Source organism: Kurthia zopfii (assembly GCF_003143955.1).
GTDB classification, from domain to species: Bacteria; Bacillota; Bacilli; order Bacillales_A; family Planococcaceae; genus Kurthia; species Kurthia zopfii.
Window position 1 is genome coordinate 1 of sequence record NZ_QFVS01000004.1, and the last position, 19819, is coordinate 19819.

The following is a 19819-nucleotide window of genomic DNA, read 5'->3' on the forward strand; positions in this document are numbered from 1 at the left end:
GTGCCTTTTTGATTGTTCGTTGTATAGCTTTGTATCGGGTTTTTCTTACTTTTGAAACGAGGGAATCCAACAGATTGATCGCGGAAGAAGTTTTTATAGGCTTTTTCTAAGTTACGTTGTGCGTTAGCTAAAGCTAAACTATCGACTTCTTTCAAAAAGGGAAATTCCGTCTTATATTTTGCAGGTGTCGGGAATTTTTGTTTTTTGGATACATCGAGTTTGGATTCTTCATAATTTTTCATCCGTTCATCCAGCATAAGGTTGTAGACCTTACGGACACAACCGAACGTCTTCGCAAAGAATATTTCTTGTTCTTCTGTTGGGTAAATTCTGAATTTGTAGGCTTTCAATTGTTCCATAAGGTTTACCTCCTTTTTATTTGTGATTATTTCCTTGTTCTTCAATGTATTTTTTGATGACTTCAATCGGTGCGCCACCTGTTGTCAAAAGACAAAAACTTTTAGACCAAAACATTTCTTTCCAAAGGTGTTCTTTCACTCTTGGATAATCACGTTTAATCAATCGAGAACTTGCACTTTTATACGAATTGATAAATTTGCTCAATTCCGTTTTAGGGTGAGCCTTGAATAAGATATGCACATGGTCTTGGTCGTGATTCCATTCTTCTAGCGTGATGTGATATGATTCCGCAATTCGCTCGAAAGTTGATTTAGCGAATTCAGATATTTCATCATCTATTACTTTTCTTCGATATTTCGTAACGAATATAAGGTGATAATAAAGTTGAAAGACTGAATGTTTATTTGTGTCTAATTTCATTAATATATAAACTCCTAACTAATTATAGACTGATTTTATCAAACCTAAAATAAAAAGGCAATAAACCCTTTATATCAGTTTTCGAGTTACCAACGGTAACCCTCAAACTGAACGGTATTCATCCCCCACTTATAGAAGATGGGGGAATTCTACCGAACAGATGTTAAAAATAACCCCAAGAGGTATATAGACGAGCATTCTGAAGACGTTTTTATTACTTTCTTTCGCCTCTTTTAGTATTTGATTCAACATGACAATAAAATTAATCATAAAAAAACTAATGAATAATGCACCTGCAATTACTGCCATTTGACCACCTTACTTTCTAAATCCAAATAATTATATACTAAAAATAATGTTAAGTTCTTGCTCTGCGTCAAAAGTTGGGGTGAATGAAATTGATTTTTTTAATTCAGCCCAACATTTTTGTACTTGATTGCTAATTGTATTTTGGGTATAAATCGATTGAATCGTTTATAGCCAAATGCATTGTGTTTCATTACTTTTTTGTTATTAATACCTTCCAAAAAAACCATTTGAATAACCTGATTCCTTTCTTTCGAAAAGCGTTAGTATCAATCATTGAAAGAAATAACGAGGACTCCTGCCGAAAAACAAGTGTGAAGCAATCCTTTCTTTGTCTAGCTTCAAACGCTATATGCTATGGGATACTTCAGGTTTTCGGGAGAAAGTAATGGTGCTTTTACTTTCTCTTCAAACCTTGCAGTACCCTCGCATATGAACGAGCGTTTTGCGCCTTTCTTTCCACCTAAAGTGGAAAGAAATAGTGCGGCACTTGTCGGCGGAAAGCATTCGTTATTTCTGAAAGCTACAACGTAAATTGTTTTAAGACCCCAACATATATTATAGGACCGTAAAAAATGAGCGGCATACGCTTCATTTAAGAAACATACGCTCGCTCATCGAACTATTGTGATAATTTTTGTAGATCTTCAAAGAATGTCGGATAAGATACTGCGATACAATCCGGATCATCTATCGTAATAGCACCTGATGTTACAAGTGAAGCAATCGCATTCATCATGCCAATGCGGTGATCGCCATAAGTTCGTAAAGATGCACCTGATAGCTTCGTAGGACCTGTAATTTTCATTCCATCATCCGTCGCTTCAATATTTGCACCTAACTTTTTCAACTCGTCTACAACAGCATCTATTCGATTCGTTTCCTTCACTTTCAATTCTTCAGCATCTTTAATAATGGTCGTACCTTCTGCTTGCGTTGCTAAAAGGGCGATAATCGGAATTTCATCGATTAATCTTGGGATAATATCTCCACCAATTACTGTCGCTTTCAAGTCTGAAGTTTTGATTGTTAACGTTCCAATCGCTTCAGGATTACTGTCGTCAACTTCAGAAATCGTCAATTGAGCATTCATTTGTTGCAATACATCAATAATTCCTGTACGTGTTTCATTTAAACCGACATTTTTAAGTGTAATTTCACTATTTGGCGAAATCGCACCTGCTACAAGGAAGAATGCAGCAGAAGAAATGTCACTTGGTACATCGACTTTAACAGCTTTCAATTTCTGACCACCTTGAATAGAGATTTTTTTATCTTCAACATTAAGGTCTACACCAAATTGTTTTAACATTTTCTCCGTATGATCTCTCGTCTTCTCAACTTCATGAATCACTGTCGTTCCATTTGCATTCAATGCCGCAAGAAGGATCGCTGATTTCACTTGTGCGCTCGCTACTGGCATCACATATTCAATCGCATTTAATGGACTACCTTTGACCGCAATCGGTGTGAATTGACCATCTTCACGCCCAGAGAACTGTGCATTCATCTCTCTTAATGGATTGATGACACGTTTCATCGGCCGTTTGGCAATCGATTCATCCCCTGTTAACACTGCATGAATGTGAGAACCCGCTAGTAAACCTAATAATAATCGCGTAGTCGTCCCTGAATTCCCCATATATAAAATATCCTTTGGTTCTTCCCAAGCGTCCATACCACGACTTTCAATTTTGACATTTGTACCGTTTTGCTCAATTTTTACGCCCATTTGTTTAAATGCAGCAATCGTACTTAAGCAATCTTCACCCGGTAGGAATCCGGTCACATTTGTCGTTCCTTCAGCCATACTACCGAACATAATCGAGCGGTGAGAAATCGACTTATCTCCTGGAACTTTGATCGTTCCTTTTAAACTTTGATTCTCGAAATTAATCGTTTTATTCGCCATATTATAGCCTCCTTAAGAAATGTAAAACTCATATGGGCTGCGACTTCTAATACATTCCGCCGCTCGTTGACGATCTCCATTCGTTTGGAAACTTACAACTAAAATTCCGAAAACATCTTCGCGTGTTTCGACAATTCGTATATTTGTAATACTAATTTTTTCTTCAGCAAAATAGCCTGTTATTTCGGCAATACTACCAGGGTAATCGGGTACGTCAATATAGAGATCATACGTCGTAAAGATTGCACCCGAAGAAACAGGTAAATCATCTCGGAACGACTTTGCCTCCGAGAAAAAGCGGAAAATATCATCATCCGTTCCTTCAGTTAAAATCGATTGAACGCGCGACATCTCTTGCTGCCATTTGCTTAATTGTTGTTGAATTTGTTCTTTATTTTGTACCGTAATATCTTGCCACATCGTAGGGTTTGAACTTGCGATTCGCGTAATATCGCGGAAACCACCAGCTGCTAAACGACGTGTGAAACCATTCGTTTCATTTTCCTTTGATAATTGATGCACGAGTGAAGCCGCGACAACATGGGGGAAATGACTCACAACAGAAGTCATATGATCATGTTCTTCTGCAGGGACAACGACGATTTTCGCACTTGTTAATTTTAATAAATTTTCTAAATTCTTCACTTGTTCTTTCGAAGTAGATGCTAATGGTGTCAGCATATAATACGCATTTTCAAATAATATTGGTTTTGCAGCCATCACACCACTTTTATGCGAGCCGGCCATTGGATGCCCACCGATAAAAGTAATGCCACGCGCTTGTAAAAGCTCTGCTTCATCCATGATCATCTGTTTCGTACTACCTGTATCTGTAACGATGACATCTTCTCGTAATTGCCAAGCTTGGATTTTCTTCATCCATTCAAGTGTCGCGTTGACAGGTGTCGCAAATATCAATACATCCGCATCTTTCGCTTCAATTTCTGGATCTTGCGCCGCTTCATGAATCACGCCTAACACTTTCGCACTTTGAAGTGTATTTGCACTAGCATCGTAGCCAAATACGCGATTTTCTGGAGAGCGTTGGAGCGCCAATGCGATGGAACCTCCAATTAGACCGAGTCCTATTACGACAATTTTTTTACTCAAACGACCACACCTTGTTGTTGTAAAATTGTTTGAAGTTGTGCGAGTAAACCTTCATTCTGTTCTTTCGTACCAATCGTTACACGAATATATTGAGGAACACCTAATGCATTCCCGCTACGGATAATATAGCCTTTTTCCATCAATTTTTGGAACACTTCATCACTATCCATCTTCACTTCGAATAAGATGAAGTTCGTCTCCGTTGGGCAGTAATCCAATTGATTTGCTTCACAAAAAGTAATGTATTGCTTTTTGCCAGCTTCATTTACTTCACGACATTGTTCTAAGTATGCTTGATCTGCAACAGCTACAGGTACAATAGCTTGGCTCAAGACCGTATTGTTGAATGGTCCACGAACAGGATCAAATTTCGCAATCAAGTCTGGATGAGCAATTCCGTAACCAACTCGGAATGCCGCAAGTCCATATGCTTTTGAAAACGTACGTAAAATTAATATATTCTTATATTGATTTAATAGAGAGATTGAATCGTGGAGATTAGCACTTGTCACATATTCAAAATATGCTTCATCTAAAACGACTAATACATCACTTGGCACTTTTGCTAAAAAGGCTTGTAATGGTGCGTCTTCTACAATGCCACCTGTTGGATTGTTCGGGCTACAAATCCAGACAACTGCCGTATGTGCATCGATTGCATCGTACATGGCATCTAAATCATGTAATCGATTTTTCAAAGGTACTTCTCGCACTTCTGCCCCTTCGATTACTGCGTTTAATTTATATTGTGAGAAAGTTGGTGTAGCCATTACTGTATTCACACCTGGTTGTAAAAGTGCGCGTGTAACGATGCTAATTAACTCATCTGAACCATTACCGAAAATAAGTTGATTTGGATTGACGTTTAAGTGGTTGGCAACAGCATTTCTCATATCTGTCCCATAACCATCTGGATATAGTGCAAAATTATGAGCAGATTCTTGTAAATATGCTGTCACTTTTGGTGAACATCCTAATGGATTTTCATTAGATGCTAATTTCACAATTTCATCCAAACCAAATTCTCTCTTAACTGCGTCAATCGATTTCCCCGGTTGGTATGCTTTTAACCCTTTAACTGATTCTTTCCATTTCATCTTACCTTCGCCTCTTTCTAAGTCGTTTATTTCACTAAATCTGGTCTTAATTTAACCGCGTCATTTAAGTAAACATGTTGGATGTCACGTTGATTAACCGCCGTTTCGACATGTACTAACATACGAATGCATAGTGGCAATGCGCCTTCCACATTCATCTCATGCATACACATGACCGGTACATAATCCCAACCTTCATAAGTTCGAACAGATTTTGCTGGAAAAGCAGAAGTAATATCTGGCGTTGTCGTAATCACAACTGAAGCAACATTTTCAGCTTCTATCGCATTTCTTTCGATTAGTTGTTGTAATAATTCAACTGTTGCTTGCTGAACGAATTGTGCGTCATTTTCAACAATCGTCGTTGCTCCTCTTATGCCTCGAATCATGTAAACACCCCTCTAAATTATTGTTCGTAAAATCGCGTCGATCTCTCGGCATTCTTCTACAGTTACTTTTTGCACAAAAGGCTGACCTATTTTTTCAAGTAATACAAATTGTAAAATGCCATACTCCGCCTTTTTATCTTTCATCAAATATGGTAGTAATTCATCAAATGTAAATTGGTGAACCGGCTCAAATTGATAACCACTATTTTTCGCAAATTGTAAAAATGCTACTGTCTGATTTCTCGTAATTGAGCCATATTTTTCACCTAATAAAAGCGCATAAACCATACCGATCATGACTGCTTCCCCGTGTGCTAACTTGCCAAAACCAGAAGCAGCTTCAATCGCATGACCGTAAGTATGACCAAAATTCAAATACTTACGTACGGAATGCTCCTGCTCATCTTGTGCGACAATATCAGCCTTCACTTGAATACCTTTTTGCAAGTATTCGGCTAATTCTGTCTGCGTAAGATTCGTTACATCCTTCGTCACCATGTCGTCATACCATTGTTCATCAGAAATCAATGCATGTTTGATCGCTTCTGCCATACCCGAACGTACCTCTTTTTCCGGAAGTGTCTTCAAAAAGTCAATATCATACAGCACGGCCTGTGGTTGATAAAATGCGCCAATCATATTTTTACCGAGTGGATGATTGATCGCCGTTTTGCCACCTACTGCTGAATCATGCGCTAAAATCGTTGTCGGGATTTGGACGAACGGAATACCTCGCATAAAGGTTGCTGCGACATAACCTGTTAAATCGCCTACAGCCCCTCCTCCAAATGCAAATAACATCGATTTTCTCGTGCATTTTTCTTCTAGTAAAAATGTTTGTGATGCAAAATAATTTTCGAATGTTTTGCATGCTTCACCTGCTGGAAGTACGAAAACTTTAAATTCATAAGGAAATTCAGCTGTAAATCGCGCTTGATGTTGTCGCCATACATTTTCATCGGTGAAAACGATTAATTGGTCAGCATCTTCAATTTTTTCGGAAAGTGTTTTTACAGCTTCTTGTAAATGATTCGAGCCAATGACCACTTCATAGAAATGAGATGGTGTTTGAACTGGAATACGCATGATTAAAACTCCTTTGAATATTGTTTTTGTTGTTCGATTTGTTCTTTCAATTGCGGTAATTGATCCGCGTGGAACTGTTCTAATAATGCTTTTGCAATTTCAAATGCAATGGCGTGTTCTGCGACAACTGAAGCAGCAGGTACAGCACAAGCATCCGAACGTTCAACTGAAGCTTTGAAAGGCTCTTTCGTCTCGATATCTACGCTTTGAAGTGGTTTGTATAGTGTTGGAATTGGCTTCATCACACCTCGTACAACGATTGGCAGTCCTGTCGACATTCCGCCTTCTAAACCACCAAGTCTATTCGTTTTACGTGTGTAACCATTTTCTTCATCAAAAAGAATTTCGTCATGTACTTGAGAACCAGGAACATGAGCTGCATCGAATCCAATACCGAATTCCACACCTTTAAATGCGTTAATGCTTAACATCGCCTGTGCTAATTTACCGTCTAATTTTCGGTCGTATTGGACATAAGAACCGACGCCTGCTGGCATGCCTTCAACGATGACTTCAACTACGCCACCGATCGTATCGCCTGCTTTCTTCGTCGCATCGATTAGTTCAACCATTTTCGCTGAAGCTTCTGGGTCTACGCAGTAACATGGATCTTCTTCCACGATTGCGCGAATTTCATCAGCTGTCATTCCTTCAGTAGCGCTGCGATCTACTGCGATGCCCCCGATTTCAACTACATGTGCGACGATTTTAATGCCTAATTGCTCTAAAAGGATTTTAGAAACTGCTCCAACCGCTACACGCACTGTCGTTTCACGTGCTGACGAGCGTTCTAAGACGTTTCGTAAGTCTCTATGACCATACTTCATACCACCGACTAAATCAGCGTGTCCAGGGCGTGGGCGCGAAATTTGACGTTTGATTTCATTTGGATCGACACCTTCTGCTAATGGTTCAGCACCCATGATTTTCGTCCAATGTGTCCAATCATCATTTGTAACGACTAATGCGATCGGTGAGCCAAGTGTTTTGCCGTGTCGAATACCAGAAGTGATTTCAACTGTATCTGTCTCAATCTGCATTCTGCGACCTCTGCCGTGTCCACCTTGACGTCTTTTTAATTCATGATTAATTTGTTCTGCTGTAATTGGTAATAACGAAGGAACACCTTCAATAATTGCTGTAAGTTGTGGGCCATGTGATTCGCCCGCTGTTAAGTATCTCATTTGCACTTTCTCCCTTCAACTCGCTAAAGTATATGTTTTTCACTATAACATATATTTGCGTGAATTTCAGTCGATTTTCTAATAAAATTAAATAAACTGAAATTTTTATGTTTTTTGAATATATTTTTATTTATAAAAAACCGCTTTCCACAAATGCGAAAAGCGTGTCGCTTCATTTTAGCGTTTCTTTCGGTAGAAAAATGTATCTTCTACTTCGAAATCATATTTTGCAGGATTGAATATTTGCTCGGTACTTCCAACAAATAATACGCCACCTGGTTTTAATGCTTTACTAAAGTTATGATAAATCTGTTCTTTTGCTTCTTCCGTAAAATAAATCATAACATTTCTGCAGACGATTAAATCAAATCCTCTGTCATATGTATCTTTTAAAAGATTGTGTTTTTTGAAATTCACTGTTTTTTGAATCGCTTGAGATACTTTGAAAAAAGATCCCTCTGATTCAAAATGTTTTGCTTTAATATCTGCTGGTACTTCAACTAATGATCTTTCAGGGTACACCGCCGCTTTTGCTTTCGCAATCGCATTCTCATCCAAATCAGTCGCTTGAATTGACACTTGTGAAATCGGTTGAAGTTTTGATAGCACCATCGCAAGCGAGTACGGTTCTTCGCCAGTCGAGCAAGCAGCGCTCCATACTTTCAAACGTGAGCTTTCTTTCAAAAGTCTAGGGAAGATTTTCTGTTCTAAAACATCCCATCTTTTGCCGTTTCGATAAAATTCAGATACGTTAATCGTCATTCGATCTAAAAACTCATCCATTAATTCTCGATTCGACTCCATGGCATTATAAAACTCAACAAATGAACGAAAGCCTTTTTTCTCGTAAAGGGAAGCTAGTCGTCTTTTCATTTGCGCTTCTTTATAAAGAGCAAGATCAATCCCCGTTTTTCTTTTTACTTTTTCAACGAAAATTTCATAATCATTCATACTTTATACCCTCCCTTATTTCCTATAACCATTATAAAGGATTCATCCAAAAGAAGGAAGATACTTTAAATTGACAGTTTTGAAATAATTTAGAGCGATAATCATATGAAAATATAAGAAAAGAGCACCGTGCTTAAAAGCACAGTACTCTTCAATCAATCAGTTGATTATTTTACTAGGCCGTCTTGACCGAAGAATAAACCGATTTCACGTTCAGCTGATGCTAAAGAATCAGAACCGTGGATGATGTTTTCAGCTACTGTTGTAGCGTAGTCACCGCGGATTGTTCCTGGAGCAGATTCAGCAGGGTTAGTAGCGCCCATCATTAGACGTGCTAATGAGATAACGTTTTCGCCTTCCCATACCATTGCGAATACTGGACCTGAAGTGATGAATTCTACTAATTCACCGAAGAAAGGACGTTCAGCGTGCTCTGCGTAGTGGTTTTTAGCAAGTTCTTCAGTGATGTTCATAAGTTTAGCACCTTTAAGTACGAAACCGCGACGTTCGAAACGATCTACGATATCACCTACTACTTGACGGTTTACGCCGTCTGGTTTAACCATTAAAAATGTTTGTTGGATAGCCATGTTTAAAACACTCCTTAAAATTATCTACAGGTATAATACCTACCGTAGAATTTTATCATTGAATCCCATAATGTACAACAATTACTCGTATATTCTATTAAAATTTACGTTTTCCCATGAAATTGGCAATATCAATTAATGATTTGTTCACTGGGTGGTCTGGTAAATAACTAACTTCTTTCAAAGCTTTCTCTAAATATAGATCACTCAATGCATTCGCCTTTTGAATAGCAGGTGATTTACGAATTGCTTTTAATAGCTGCATTCGTTCGCCTTCACTAATTGGGCCCGCTAAAGTTTTTTCGATTAGTGGACGAATCGCATCATCCTCAAGTGCATAAATGGCTGGTAACGTCACATTCCCTTGCATCAAATCACTACCAGCTGGCTTGCCTAATTGTCGATCCGTAGCTGTAAAGTCTAAAATATCATCGATAATTTGGAAAGACATCCCGACATAATAGCCAAAACGCTTTAGTCTAAGCACTACTTCATCAGAAGCACCTGATGCGATTGCGCCTAATTCACAACTAGAAGCGATTAAGATAGCTGTTTTACGCTTAATTCTACGGAAGTAATCACGTAAATTTTGTTGTAAAACCATCTTATCCTCTATTTGGATAATTTCTCCTACACAAATCTCAACCATCGTATTCGCTAATACTTGGTGAGCTTTAGGGTTTTCGATTCGCGTCATATAATCTAATGCTTTGGCGAAAATGAAATCGCCATTGTACATTGCAACACGGTTATTGAATTGAGCTTTTACAGTTTCTCTACCTCTACGTAATTCAGCATTGTCAATTACGTCATCATGCACGAGTGAAGCCATGTGAATTAATTCTAATGGCACAGCAACATTTTTGATTTGCTGAATATCATAATGCCCGAATTTTGCAGATAGTAAAACAAAAACTGGACGAATTCTTTTTCCCCCAGCTTTCAGAAGATGCAAAGAAGCTTCATTCAAAAATTGTGAAGAGGAATTCAGCGCTATTTCTAATTCTTTTTCGATGATGTCAATTTCTGATTTCATACCAGAATAGAGCATCTTTAGCTTCATCTTTTCCACGTGAATAAACCTTCTCCCACCTAGTTTTCTTTTTTGAATCCAATATGTGTCGCAGCTGCACCGCCACTATATGATTTGAATGTAACATTTTTCATACCTGCTTGTTCAAACATTTTCTTCAACTCACGGCGACCTGGGAAGCCATCTGCTGATTCTTGAAGCCATGAATATTCTTTATAGCTTTTAGCAAATAGTTTTCCGAAGATCGGCATAATAAATTTGAAATAAAATTTGAAAAGATGTTTGTATACCGGAATCTCAGATTGTGACGTTTCTAAACAAACGACTTTACCTCCTGGCTTCACTACGCGGTGCATCTCTTTTAAAACTTGCATATAGTCAGGTACATTACGAAGTCCAAAACCAATCGTTACGTAATCAAATGAATCATCTTCAAAAGGTAGTTCCATCGCATTACCTTGGATTAATTTCACATTTGGCATATCCTTTGTTTTTTCAATTCCGACATTCAGCATATTTTGGCTAAAATCAAGACCAGTTACATGTCCTTCTTTACCTACAGCTTCCGCAAGTGCAATTGACCAATCTGCAGTACCGCAGCACACGTCTAAAGCTTTTGAACCTTTTTGAATGTTCATGCGCTTCATCGTGTCTTTACGCCATTTTTTATGCAGTTGGAAACTGATTACTGAGTTCATTTTGTCATAACTACCAGATATATTCTCAAATACTTCATGTACGCGTTCTTCTTTTGATTGTACCAATTTTTCAACCTTCTCTCGTCATGTGTTGTGCAGCGGTTAGCACGTCCATTTGACCTAGTAATACGTCTTTAATTGCTGGATTTAATAATTCTGTTTTACGAATTAACTTTTGGAATTGTTCAATTTGCGCGTGTAATTCAATTTGAATTTTCGCTACTGCTTCTTCATGAGTCGCAAATGACTCCGCAATAACGTTCACAAAGCGTACTGTACTCGTTCCTTCAGTGAATCGCTGTAATTCTGTTGATAATCGATTGACTAACATCCCTTTTTGAATAAATGGAATGTAAGCTTTAAGTTCAAAATGAGTCATAAAACTTTCAATCGCCTTACTAACGATTACTTCAAATATCTCAATCCATTGTTGTAAATCTTTTTGAACAGGCTCATAGAAAGCTGTTTTATTTTCACTAATTTCTGCAACCGCATCGGATAATTCACTAACTAATTGAATATTAGGTAATTCAGCGAGTGTTGCGTAATAACGTCCGCTATAATAATCACCAGCAAGAACCATGAGTTGCTGTTGTTTAGAGGTGGCCTCGAATTCCTGCACTAAATCATGTGTCGTCAATGCAGTTTGAATCATGACGACGCTTTGTGCTGTGACTTGATGATTTTGAGTCCACTGCTCGCCATTAAACTTTGGCAATAATAAATAAAACAATTGGTCTTCCCATATTGGTGGTTGACCTGTATATTCCAGGAGTGTTCTATGATGCAATTTTATATTAATTTCATCTTTTAATTCGGTTACGAGTTGCTTCATTTTAGCTGCATTCATAAAAAAATCTCCATTCAATTCATTTCCTGATGTGAGTGCTCTATTCGTTCAAACTTTATTTTTTTGAGTCACTTTCAACAGTACCGTTAGCTGATTGGATTGTCGCTTTGCCACGAATTTTCATAGCTGATGTATGCTCCGTGAATTGCGCAATCATAACCTCACCACGATCAAGTTTTTCGGAATGATGGAATTTAGTATCGTCTCCACGTGTAAGGCCAATTACGTGTACTCCATCTTCTTCTGCTTTAATTACGATAAAATCATTTTGAGACATAAGACAGTTCTCCTATCATTCGAATTTGCTTCTTCCATAATATCATAAAAAACGTTCAAAATTAAGGCATTTGAATGAACGATAGAATTTCATTTCGTTTTACATCATCCGTTTCAAAGATTCCTTTTGCTACAGATGTAATCGTTTTAGCTCCCGGTTTCTTAATACCGCGCATCGTCATACACATATGCTCTGCTTCCACAACAACATATACGCCCTGTGGTTTAAGCATTTCCATCAATGTCTCTGCTACAGTGCCTGTAATTCTCTCTTGAAGCTGCGGTCTACGTGCAACCGTTTCGACTGTACGTGCTAATTTACTTAAGCCTGCTACTACTCCACCTTGAGGGATGTAAGCAACATGGGCCTTGCCATAAAAAGGCACGAGATGATGCTCACACATTGAGAAGAAAGGGATATCCTTCACAAGTACTACTTCATCGTGACCTTCGTTAAATACAGTTTCAAAGTATTCTTTCGGGTCTTTATGTAATCCTTCAAACATTTCTGCATACATTTTCGCAACTCTTTTAGGCGTGTCGATTAATCCTTCTCTTGTCGGATCTTCTCCCACTGCTTCTAAAATCATCGTTACGGCATCTTTAATTTTATCTATGTCAACTTGTGAATTTATTTGCTTCGTCAATTTTAATCCCCCATTATCTACATGAAATTCTCTTTTTGATGTTAGCATATACCCCCATGCATAGCAAAGGTGTAAGACGATAATTCCCACAAATTTTTTGTTGTTTTTTGAAACAAACAAAAAGAGTAGTCGATCCGAAGATCAACTACTCTTATGTATTGCTCGAGTGCAATTATTTAACTGCGTCTTTAAGTGCTTTACCTGGTTTGAAAGCAGGTACTTTACTTGCAGCGATTTGGATTTCTTTACCTGTTTGTGGGTTGCGGCCTTTACGAGCAGCACGTTCACGAACTTCAAAGTTACCAAAACCGATTAATTGTACTTTATCACCTTTAGCTAGAGCCTCTTGGATTGTTTCAAATACAGATTCAACCGCTTTAGCAGCATCTTTCTTAGAAAGTTCTGCAGCTTCAGCTACTGAGTTCACTAATTCTGTTTTGTTCACACCATTCACCTCCTCTCAATGATTCTGTGTTAAATCATGTAAAAAGATTAGCACAAACCTTATTTACTACGCAATAACATTTATACTTCTTTTACCAACTTTAAGCAACTTTAAGCCTTTCACTCGATATGTAGTAAGTTAGACCCAGTCATAAAGCTTTTCCTCAAAATGGGAAAGTCAGGTACATATGATTGATTCCATTCCGCGACTTCTCAAATCATTGATCTTTTTAAATCTGTTTTGAGAAATAAGTACGTTTGTAAATGAATTATGGTTCCTTCACCAAAATGAAAGAATTGCTAAAATTCACGAACTTCGTATATTTATGCACACAAATGTATATCTAATAGATTGCATACATTTTAAACATTGATATAACAACATTTACCACATATTCCCGTACACAACATATAGATTACCTTTCTTTCTAATTTCTAAACACTTTTTGCGATTTTTTTTAATAATCCTGTTTTTTTTACTAAATTCCTCGATTTTTAATATTATTTTTCCTTTAAAAATCTTTTTTACCTAATATTCCCATTATACTATTTCCTTTTCATTTAGCAATATTTTTTCAAATAAGCGCCATTATTTTTACTGAAAATGCATAAAACCCGATCTATAAAAAGCGAATATTCATCGCATTTTACATATGAATCTACCAGTTTTAAGCACATCAGAATCTGCTATTTCCGGTCCGTTCTACTACTGTTTTTTCTCATAACCAAGTGTACTATTCCATCTTCTCATACCTTGATCCTCGTATTTAATTGTAAAAAAACCATAAAACAACCATGAGTATATTTTCCTATCATTCAATAATAGATGCTATTTCACTCATTTTTTTCGCGAAAAAAAGTTCATATTTTTATAAAAAAACATGAACTTCTCCCGTTATTTATTTTTTCGATCATCAAAAAATGCTACTTCTCCGTCATTATTTAAAATATATTTTGCAGAAAATGCGGGTAAAATCGGATATTGATCCTCTAATAAATAGCGAATATCTTCATTTTTTTTAACTTTCGGCTTCTTTTCATTCACAATTTTTTGTAATTCAATCGAGTAATCGACTACAATTTCTCCAGTTCCTTTAATGACAATAGGCAGATTTGTTGAAGAATATGGACTTGGCACACTTGGTGCAGCTTTTAATCCCATCTTTTCATAAGCCAATTTATAAATATTTCCACTGATATTTTCTGCTAACGGCACATAACCATTTACACCTTTTTTAATGGATAGTTCTCGGATTGCTTCCGCTTGTTGTAAATCGACAACTTTCACAACAGGCTGCTTGCTCTCCGCCTTCCAAATCACATATTGAAATAGACCACCTTTTTCAAATGAATTCGCAGGGTATTTCTCTAAAACACCTTCTCTTAATAACTTCTCAAAATCGATTGGGTATCGAATATATTGGTCGGTGTTTTGATCCCGCGTCTTGATCGGCAGTAGCCCTCCCGTTTTCTCTCTATATTGGTCCACAGCTTTTTGAATCATCTCAAGATTTAGTGCGTCAGCTGTTTCTAATTCACGCTTCTCCGCCTTCGGATATAGACAGCCGCTTAATACTGCCATAGCTACTAGAATCGTTAAAATCAATTTCAGTTTCTTCATATAATAACCTCATTTTTATGTATAGTTACCAGTAAAATATGACAAATACCATCGTTAATCCGCCTAATAGTAAAAAGCCGTATGCCATTAGTGAAACGACGATACTTACTACGCCATTCGATATTTTTGTGCGACTTACATGAATTAAAAACATGGCAATCATCATAAATCCAATTGAATAAAATGAAATCCACATCATATTCATTGGAGATATTGCTAAGGATAGTGCGAGATTATCCATCTTTCACTCAACACCTTTCATTATTTAAGGAAAATTATAACACAAAAAGAATTTGGTGGGTACTAATCCAATATTATGATGATGGTTAATTGGGATCCTCGACTATTTTTATCACATAGACCTTATTGAAAGAAATAGCTCTTTGTCAAATGTTGGGGTGAATGAAATTGGATTTTCAAATTCATTCAACCTTTTTGTACTTGTTTGCTCTAAATCGATCGAATCATTTATAGCCATAGGTATTGCATTTCATCACTGTTATTTTGTTATTAAGGTCTTCAAAAAAGTCATTTGAATAACCAGAAGCAAAACTTTTTAGTATTTCTATCTGCCAGCTTTTCATTGTTTAAATGGCAGATGGATAAGCATGAGGGATCTCAATATAAAGTGCATACTTCCACCAATTTTTTCGGTTTTTTGTGATTAAAATATCTCTTAATCCTAGAATATTCATGTACCACAGTTAAGCCTTCTTTAGCTTATTATGTATAAAGGAATTAGCGGAGTAATGCTTTTTTTTCACATAGATCAACATTGAAAGAAATAACGAGGACTCCTGCCGAAAAACAAGTGTGAAGCATTCGTTATTTCTGAAAGCCACAATGTGACTTGTTTCAAGAATCCAACATATACAATAGAACCAAAAAAAGAGTTCCACCATTTAAGGTGAAACTCTAGGAACTTTAAATATTTAATATTTGCCATCCATTTCGGTTTTTTTCATACGTAGCATTAATTTTTCAACAATTTCTTTTGGAGATTGTTCTTCAAATAACACTTCATATAAACCTTCCGTAATCGGCATTGATACATCATACTTCGCAGCAAGTTGGTGAGCAGCTTTCGTTGTACGAACGCCCTCTACTACCATACCCATCTGCTCTAATACTTCATCAAGCTTAAGACCCTTACCAAGTAAGTTCCCAGCTCTCCAGTTACGTGAATGGACTGATGTACAAGTAACGATTAAATCACCCATACCTGCTAAGCCCATAAATGTTAGCGGGTTTGCGCCCATCTTAACACCTAGACGCGAGATTTCTGCTAAACCACGCGTAATTAACGCAGCTTTCGCATTATCTCCGAATCCAATACCATCAGAAACGCCAGCGCCTAAAGCAATAACGTTTTTCAACGCACCACCTAATTCAACACCGACAATATCTTCATTCGTATAAACACGGAAATATTGATTCATAAACAGGTCTTGAACAATTGCAGCTGATTCAAGGTTCTCACATGCTGAAGCAACAGTAGTTGGATGATGCTTCACTACTTCTTCTGCATGACTTGGCCCTGAAAGTGCTACAACATCTTGAACAACTGATTCATCTAATTCTTCTTTCATGATGTTTGAAATACGAATTAGCGTGTCAGGTTCAATACCTTTTGAAACATGGACAAAAATAAGTTTTCGATCTAAAGTTTTCATGATCTTTTGGCAAGTTTCACGAATTCCTTTAGTTGGTACTGCCATTACGATGATCTCTGCGTGTGCAACAGCTTCATCCATATTTGATGTAGCTTTTAGATTAGTCGGTAATACAGTGCCAGGTAAATACTTTTCATTTGTATGTTTTAAATGAATTTCATCTGCTTGGTCTTGTCTATGTGACCATAGCAAAGTATTGTGATCGTTCTCGGCAAGAACAGTAGCTAATGCTGTTCCCCATGAGCCCGCTCCAAATACGGTAACATTACTCATAGTTCAGTTCCTCCTAAAATTCTAATCGCGCGCTCTTGTAATAATCTTGATCGGCGTACCTTCGAATTCGAATGTATCACGGATACGGTTTTCTAAGAAACGCTCATAAGTGAAGTGCATTAATTCTGGTTCGTTTACGAACACAACGAAAGTTGGCGGTTTAATGGCAACTTGAGTCGCGTAGTAAATACGTAGACGGCGACCTTTATCAGTAGGCGCTGGATTACGTGCAACTGCATCAGAAATAACTTCATTCAGAATACTTGATTGAATACGCATTGCGTGGTTTTCACTTACACGGTTTACGACTGGTAATAAGTTATGAACTCGTTTACCTGTTGTAGCTGAAGTGAAAGCAATTGGTGCGTAATCCAAGAACTGGAATTGTTCACGAATTTCTTTTGTTTTTTCGTTCATTGTTTTTTCGTCTTTATCGACAGCGTCCCATTTGTTATAAACAATGATGACACCTTTACCAGCTTGGTGTGCATATCCTGCGATTTTCTTATCTTGTTCTTGAATGCCTTCTTCACCATTCAGAACAACTAAAACAACGTCAGAACGTTCGATTGCTCTTAAAGCACGTAGTACACTGTATTTCTCTGTACTTTCATATACTTTACCTTTTTTACGCATACCAGCAGTATCAATGATGACATATTCTTGATCATCAAACACATAATGTGAGTCAACTGCATCGCGTGTCGTACCAGCGATATTACTTACGATAACACGTTCGTCACCTAAGAAAGCATTCACTAAAGAAGATTTACCAACGTTTGGACGGCCGATTAGTGAGAATTTAATAACACCCTCGTCATAATCAACATCTTCTACTTCTGGGAAATGCTTCGCTGCTTCGTCAAGTAAATCACCTAGTCCAAGACCGTGTGAACCTGAGATTGGGAATGGATCGCCGAATCCTAATGAATAGAAATCATAGATCATTTCTTTCATGTCAGGGTTATCTACTTTATTTACTGCTAAAACAACTGGTTTATTCGTTCTGTATAAAATTTTAGCTACTTGCTCATCCGCTAAAGTTACACCTTCACGACCGTTTGTCATGAAAATAATAACATCCGCTTCGTCCATTGCAATTTCAGCTTGTTGACGGATTTGATCTAAGAAAGGTTCATCACCGATATCAATACCGCCTGTATCTATAATATTAAATTCGTGTGTTAACCAATCCGCTGAACTGTATATACGGTCACGAGTTACGCCTGCAACATCTTCTACGATTGAAACGCGTTCTCCTACAATTCTATTAAAAATAGTCGATTTTCCGACATTAGGACGGCCGACGATCGCTATAACTGGTTTCGCCATTTTACTTCATCCTTCCACTTTCAAAAATTACTTATTCTACAATAAAAAAGATGATGGGGGTCCATCACCTAACCACTCATTGTTTATAGTATATCTATTTTATCAAAGAAATCGAACTATGGAAAGAAAAACCGTCAGTTGCTTCATTAAAGTTCATGATTTCAATTACATTTACGTCATAATTTCTACTTTTCTTTTTTTAGTTCGCTGACCAAGATTTTTGCTTCTATTCTATTTATCGGTTTCTTTGTTAGACTTTCAGAAAGAACGCATACAAATGGCGCACGATTTCTTTCATCCGAACATTTGGCCTCGTATCAACTTTTATAATACAAAAAAGTAGTGAGTTGCACATGGCAAGTCTCACTACTTTTGATGAATGATTATTCTTTATTGAAATCTTTTAATTTCTCACCAAGAATGTCGCCGAATGAGAACCCTGTTTCTTGCTCAGGTAATTCGTAATCCGTCACTTCTTCTGGAGCGCCTTCATCGGCAATTAAAGCTTTAATACTTAAAGCAATTCGCTTGTCGCTTTCGTTGACTTCAAGCACTTTCACTTCCACTTCTTGTCCTTCTTGAAGAACTTCATGTGGGGTATTAATATGCTTATGCGCGATTTGCGAAATATGCACTAAACCTTCGATACCAGGTAGAATTTCAACGAACGCTCCAAATGTTACTAGGCGTCGAACTGTACCTGTTAATACTGTACCTTTTGGTGCTTTCTCATGTACAACACTCCAAGGATCACCAAGTGTCTCCTTGATTGATAATGAAACACGCCCTTCATCAGGATCAACAGCTAGAACTTTGACATTCACTTTTTGACCTTCTTTTAGGACATCTTCAATCTTTTCAACATGTTCGTAAGCTACTTGGGAAATATGCACTAAACCATCAATGCCTCCAAGGTCTACGAATGCTCCAAATGCAGCAAGACGTTGAACAGTACCTTCCATGACAGAACCAACTTTAATCGTTTGAATTACTTCACCTTTTTGCTGTTCTTTTTGATCTTGAACAACAGCACGGTGAGATAAAATTAGGCGATTTTTCTCTTGATCCATTTCTACGATTTTAAATGAAATCGTCTTACCTTTATAGTCTTCAAAAGATTCCACAAAATGATCTTCCACTAATGAAGCTGGAACGAAACCACGTACGCCAAGGTCGACCACTAGTCCACCTTTTACGACATCCTTCACTTCGGCTTCAATCACTTCGCCATCTTCAAATTGTTGTTCTAATTTCTTCCAAGCAATTGTTGCGTCGACTTTACGTTTTGAAAGTACGTAATTGCCCGTTTTTTCTTCTGATTCTACAGATGATTCTTCTACCTTTGTAACCATCGCCTCAAATTCATCACCGATTGAAACAACATCAGATGCTTTTTCAACATGTAAACTTGATAGCTCGCTAATTGGGATAATACCATCGTACTTTGCATTTGGGATTGAAACAATCACACGGTTATCCTCAACTGACTCAACCGTTACTTTTACAATTGTACCTTCTTGAACTTCTGGTAATTCATTCACATTCATCTCTTCAGACATATGTAATC

General features: G+C 37.4%; 23 protein-coding genes and 1 pseudogene. All 24 read right to left on the reverse strand.

What is annotated here, in order from left to right; translation table 11 throughout:
• The coding region (locus DF281_RS02315; RefSeq protein ID WP_146191508.1) for a helix-turn-helix domain-containing protein at positions 1-359 on the reverse strand (359 nt) is incomplete at its 3' end.
• A 16-nt stretch (positions 360-375) separates the two neighbouring features.
• A complete protein-coding gene (tnpA, locus tag DF281_RS02320) occupies positions 376-780 on the reverse strand; it encodes an IS200/IS605 family transposase (RefSeq protein WP_109348632.1) in 405 nt (134 codons plus the stop codon).
• A 129-nt stretch (positions 781-909) separates the two neighbouring features.
• Positions 910-1089, reverse strand: coding sequence for a hypothetical protein (locus DF281_RS02325; protein ID WP_109348633.1), 180 nt, complete (start codon positions 1087-1089; stop codon positions 910-912).
• A 98-nt stretch (positions 1090-1187) separates the two neighbouring features.
• A pseudogene (locus tag DF281_RS15035) lies at positions 1188-1326 on the reverse strand (transposase); the annotation flags it as partial.
• A gap of 382 nt (positions 1327-1708) precedes the next feature.
• A complete protein-coding gene (gene aroA, locus DF281_RS02330) occupies positions 1709-2998 on the reverse strand; it encodes a 3-phosphoshikimate 1-carboxyvinyltransferase (protein WP_109348634.1) in 1290 nt (429 codons plus the stop codon).
• A 12-nt stretch (positions 2999-3010) separates the two neighbouring features.
• Positions 3011-4108, reverse strand: a complete 1098-nt coding sequence (locus DF281_RS02335) for a prephenate dehydrogenase (RefSeq protein ID WP_109348635.1) — start codon at positions 4106-4108, stop codon at positions 3011-3013.
• Entirely contained in the window at positions 4105-5205 is a 1101-nt protein-coding gene (gene hisC, locus DF281_RS02340) for a histidinol-phosphate transaminase (RefSeq protein WP_109348636.1), read from the reverse strand. The genes DF281_RS02335 and hisC overlap by 4 nt, the downstream gene beginning before the upstream one ends.
• A 26-nt stretch (positions 5206-5231) precedes the next feature.
• Positions 5232-5594 carry a chorismate mutase gene (aroH, locus tag DF281_RS02345; protein WP_109348637.1) on the reverse strand — a complete coding sequence of 121 codons (363 nt, stop codon included), beginning with the start codon at positions 5592-5594 and terminating at the stop codon, positions 5232-5234.
• Positions 5595-5606: 12 nt separating this feature from the next.
• The gene (aroB, locus tag DF281_RS02350) at positions 5607-6680 is read right to left on the reverse strand and encodes a 3-dehydroquinate synthase (RefSeq protein WP_109348638.1); all 1074 of its coding nucleotides are present in this window, start codon (positions 6678-6680) and stop codon (positions 5607-5609) included.
• Between the two features lie 2 nt (positions 6681-6682).
• Complete coding sequence (gene aroC, locus DF281_RS02355) at positions 6683-7864, reverse strand: chorismate synthase (RefSeq protein WP_109348639.1); 1182 nt, start codon at positions 7862-7864, stop codon at positions 6683-6685.
• A gap of 177 nt (positions 7865-8041) precedes the next feature.
• The gene (locus DF281_RS02360; RefSeq protein ID WP_109348640.1) at positions 8042-8815 is read right to left on the reverse strand and encodes a CheR family methyltransferase; all 774 of its coding nucleotides are present in this window, start codon (positions 8813-8815) and stop codon (positions 8042-8044) included.
• Between the two features lie 167 nt (positions 8816-8982).
• The gene (gene ndk / locus DF281_RS02365) at positions 8983-9405 is read right to left on the reverse strand and encodes a nucleoside-diphosphate kinase (RefSeq protein WP_109348641.1); all 423 of its coding nucleotides are present in this window, start codon (positions 9403-9405) and stop codon (positions 8983-8985) included.
• A 97-nt stretch (positions 9406-9502) separates the two neighbouring features.
• Positions 9503-10477 carry a heptaprenyl diphosphate synthase component II gene (hepT, locus tag DF281_RS02370; RefSeq protein ID WP_172461957.1) on the reverse strand — a complete coding sequence of 325 codons (975 nt, stop codon included), beginning with the start codon at positions 10475-10477 and terminating at the stop codon, positions 9503-9505.
• A 20-nt stretch (positions 10478-10497) separates the two neighbouring features.
• On the reverse strand, positions 10498-11202 hold the full coding sequence (locus tag DF281_RS02375; protein WP_109348642.1) for a demethylmenaquinone methyltransferase: 705 nt from the start codon (positions 11200-11202) through the stop codon (positions 10498-10500).
• 4 nt (positions 11203-11206) lie between these two features.
• Entirely contained in the window at positions 11207-11986 is a 780-nt protein-coding gene (locus DF281_RS02380; RefSeq protein ID WP_109348643.1) for a heptaprenyl diphosphate synthase component 1, read from the reverse strand.
• A gap of 55 nt (positions 11987-12041) precedes the next feature.
• Positions 12042-12263, reverse strand: coding sequence for a trp RNA-binding attenuation protein MtrB (gene mtrB / locus DF281_RS02385; protein ID WP_109348644.1), 222 nt, complete (start codon positions 12261-12263; stop codon positions 12042-12044).
• Between the two features lie 61 nt (positions 12264-12324).
• Positions 12325-12909 carry a GTP cyclohydrolase I FolE gene (folE, locus tag DF281_RS02390; RefSeq protein WP_370447835.1) on the reverse strand — a complete coding sequence of 195 codons (585 nt, stop codon included), beginning with the start codon at positions 12907-12909 and terminating at the stop codon, positions 12325-12327.
• Positions 12910-13081: 172 nt separating this feature from the next.
• Positions 13082-13354, reverse strand: a complete 273-nt coding sequence (locus DF281_RS02395; protein WP_109348646.1) for an HU family DNA-binding protein — start codon at positions 13352-13354, stop codon at positions 13082-13084.
• Positions 13355-14248: 894 nt separating this feature from the next.
• Positions 14249-14974: a hypothetical protein gene (locus DF281_RS02400; RefSeq protein WP_109348647.1), complete on the reverse strand. Its 726-nt coding sequence runs from the start codon at positions 14972-14974 to the stop codon at positions 14249-14251.
• A gap of 25 nt (positions 14975-14999) precedes the next feature.
• On the reverse strand, positions 15000-15215 hold the full coding sequence (locus DF281_RS02405; RefSeq protein WP_232025795.1) for a DUF2768 domain-containing protein: 216 nt from the start codon (positions 15213-15215) through the stop codon (positions 15000-15002).
• A gap of 223 nt (positions 15216-15438) precedes the next feature.
• Positions 15439-15558: a transposase gene (locus DF281_RS15040; RefSeq protein WP_109348648.1), complete on the reverse strand. Its 120-nt coding sequence runs from the start codon at positions 15556-15558 to the stop codon at positions 15439-15441.
• Positions 15559-15906: 348 nt separating this feature from the next.
• Positions 15907-16920 (reverse strand): NAD(P)H-dependent glycerol-3-phosphate dehydrogenase, encoded by a 1014-nt coding sequence (locus tag DF281_RS02415; RefSeq protein ID WP_109348649.1) that lies wholly within the window; start codon positions 16918-16920, stop codon positions 15907-15909.
• Between the two features lie 21 nt (positions 16921-16941).
• Positions 16942-18252 (reverse strand): ribosome biogenesis GTPase Der, encoded by a 1311-nt coding sequence (gene der, locus DF281_RS02420; RefSeq protein WP_109348650.1) that lies wholly within the window; start codon positions 18250-18252, stop codon positions 16942-16944.
• 383 nt (positions 18253-18635) lie between these two features.
• The gene (gene rpsA / locus DF281_RS02425) at positions 18636-19811 is read right to left on the reverse strand and encodes a 30S ribosomal protein S1 (protein WP_109348651.1); all 1176 of its coding nucleotides are present in this window, start codon (positions 19809-19811) and stop codon (positions 18636-18638) included.
• Positions 19812-19819 lie beyond the last annotated feature (8 nt).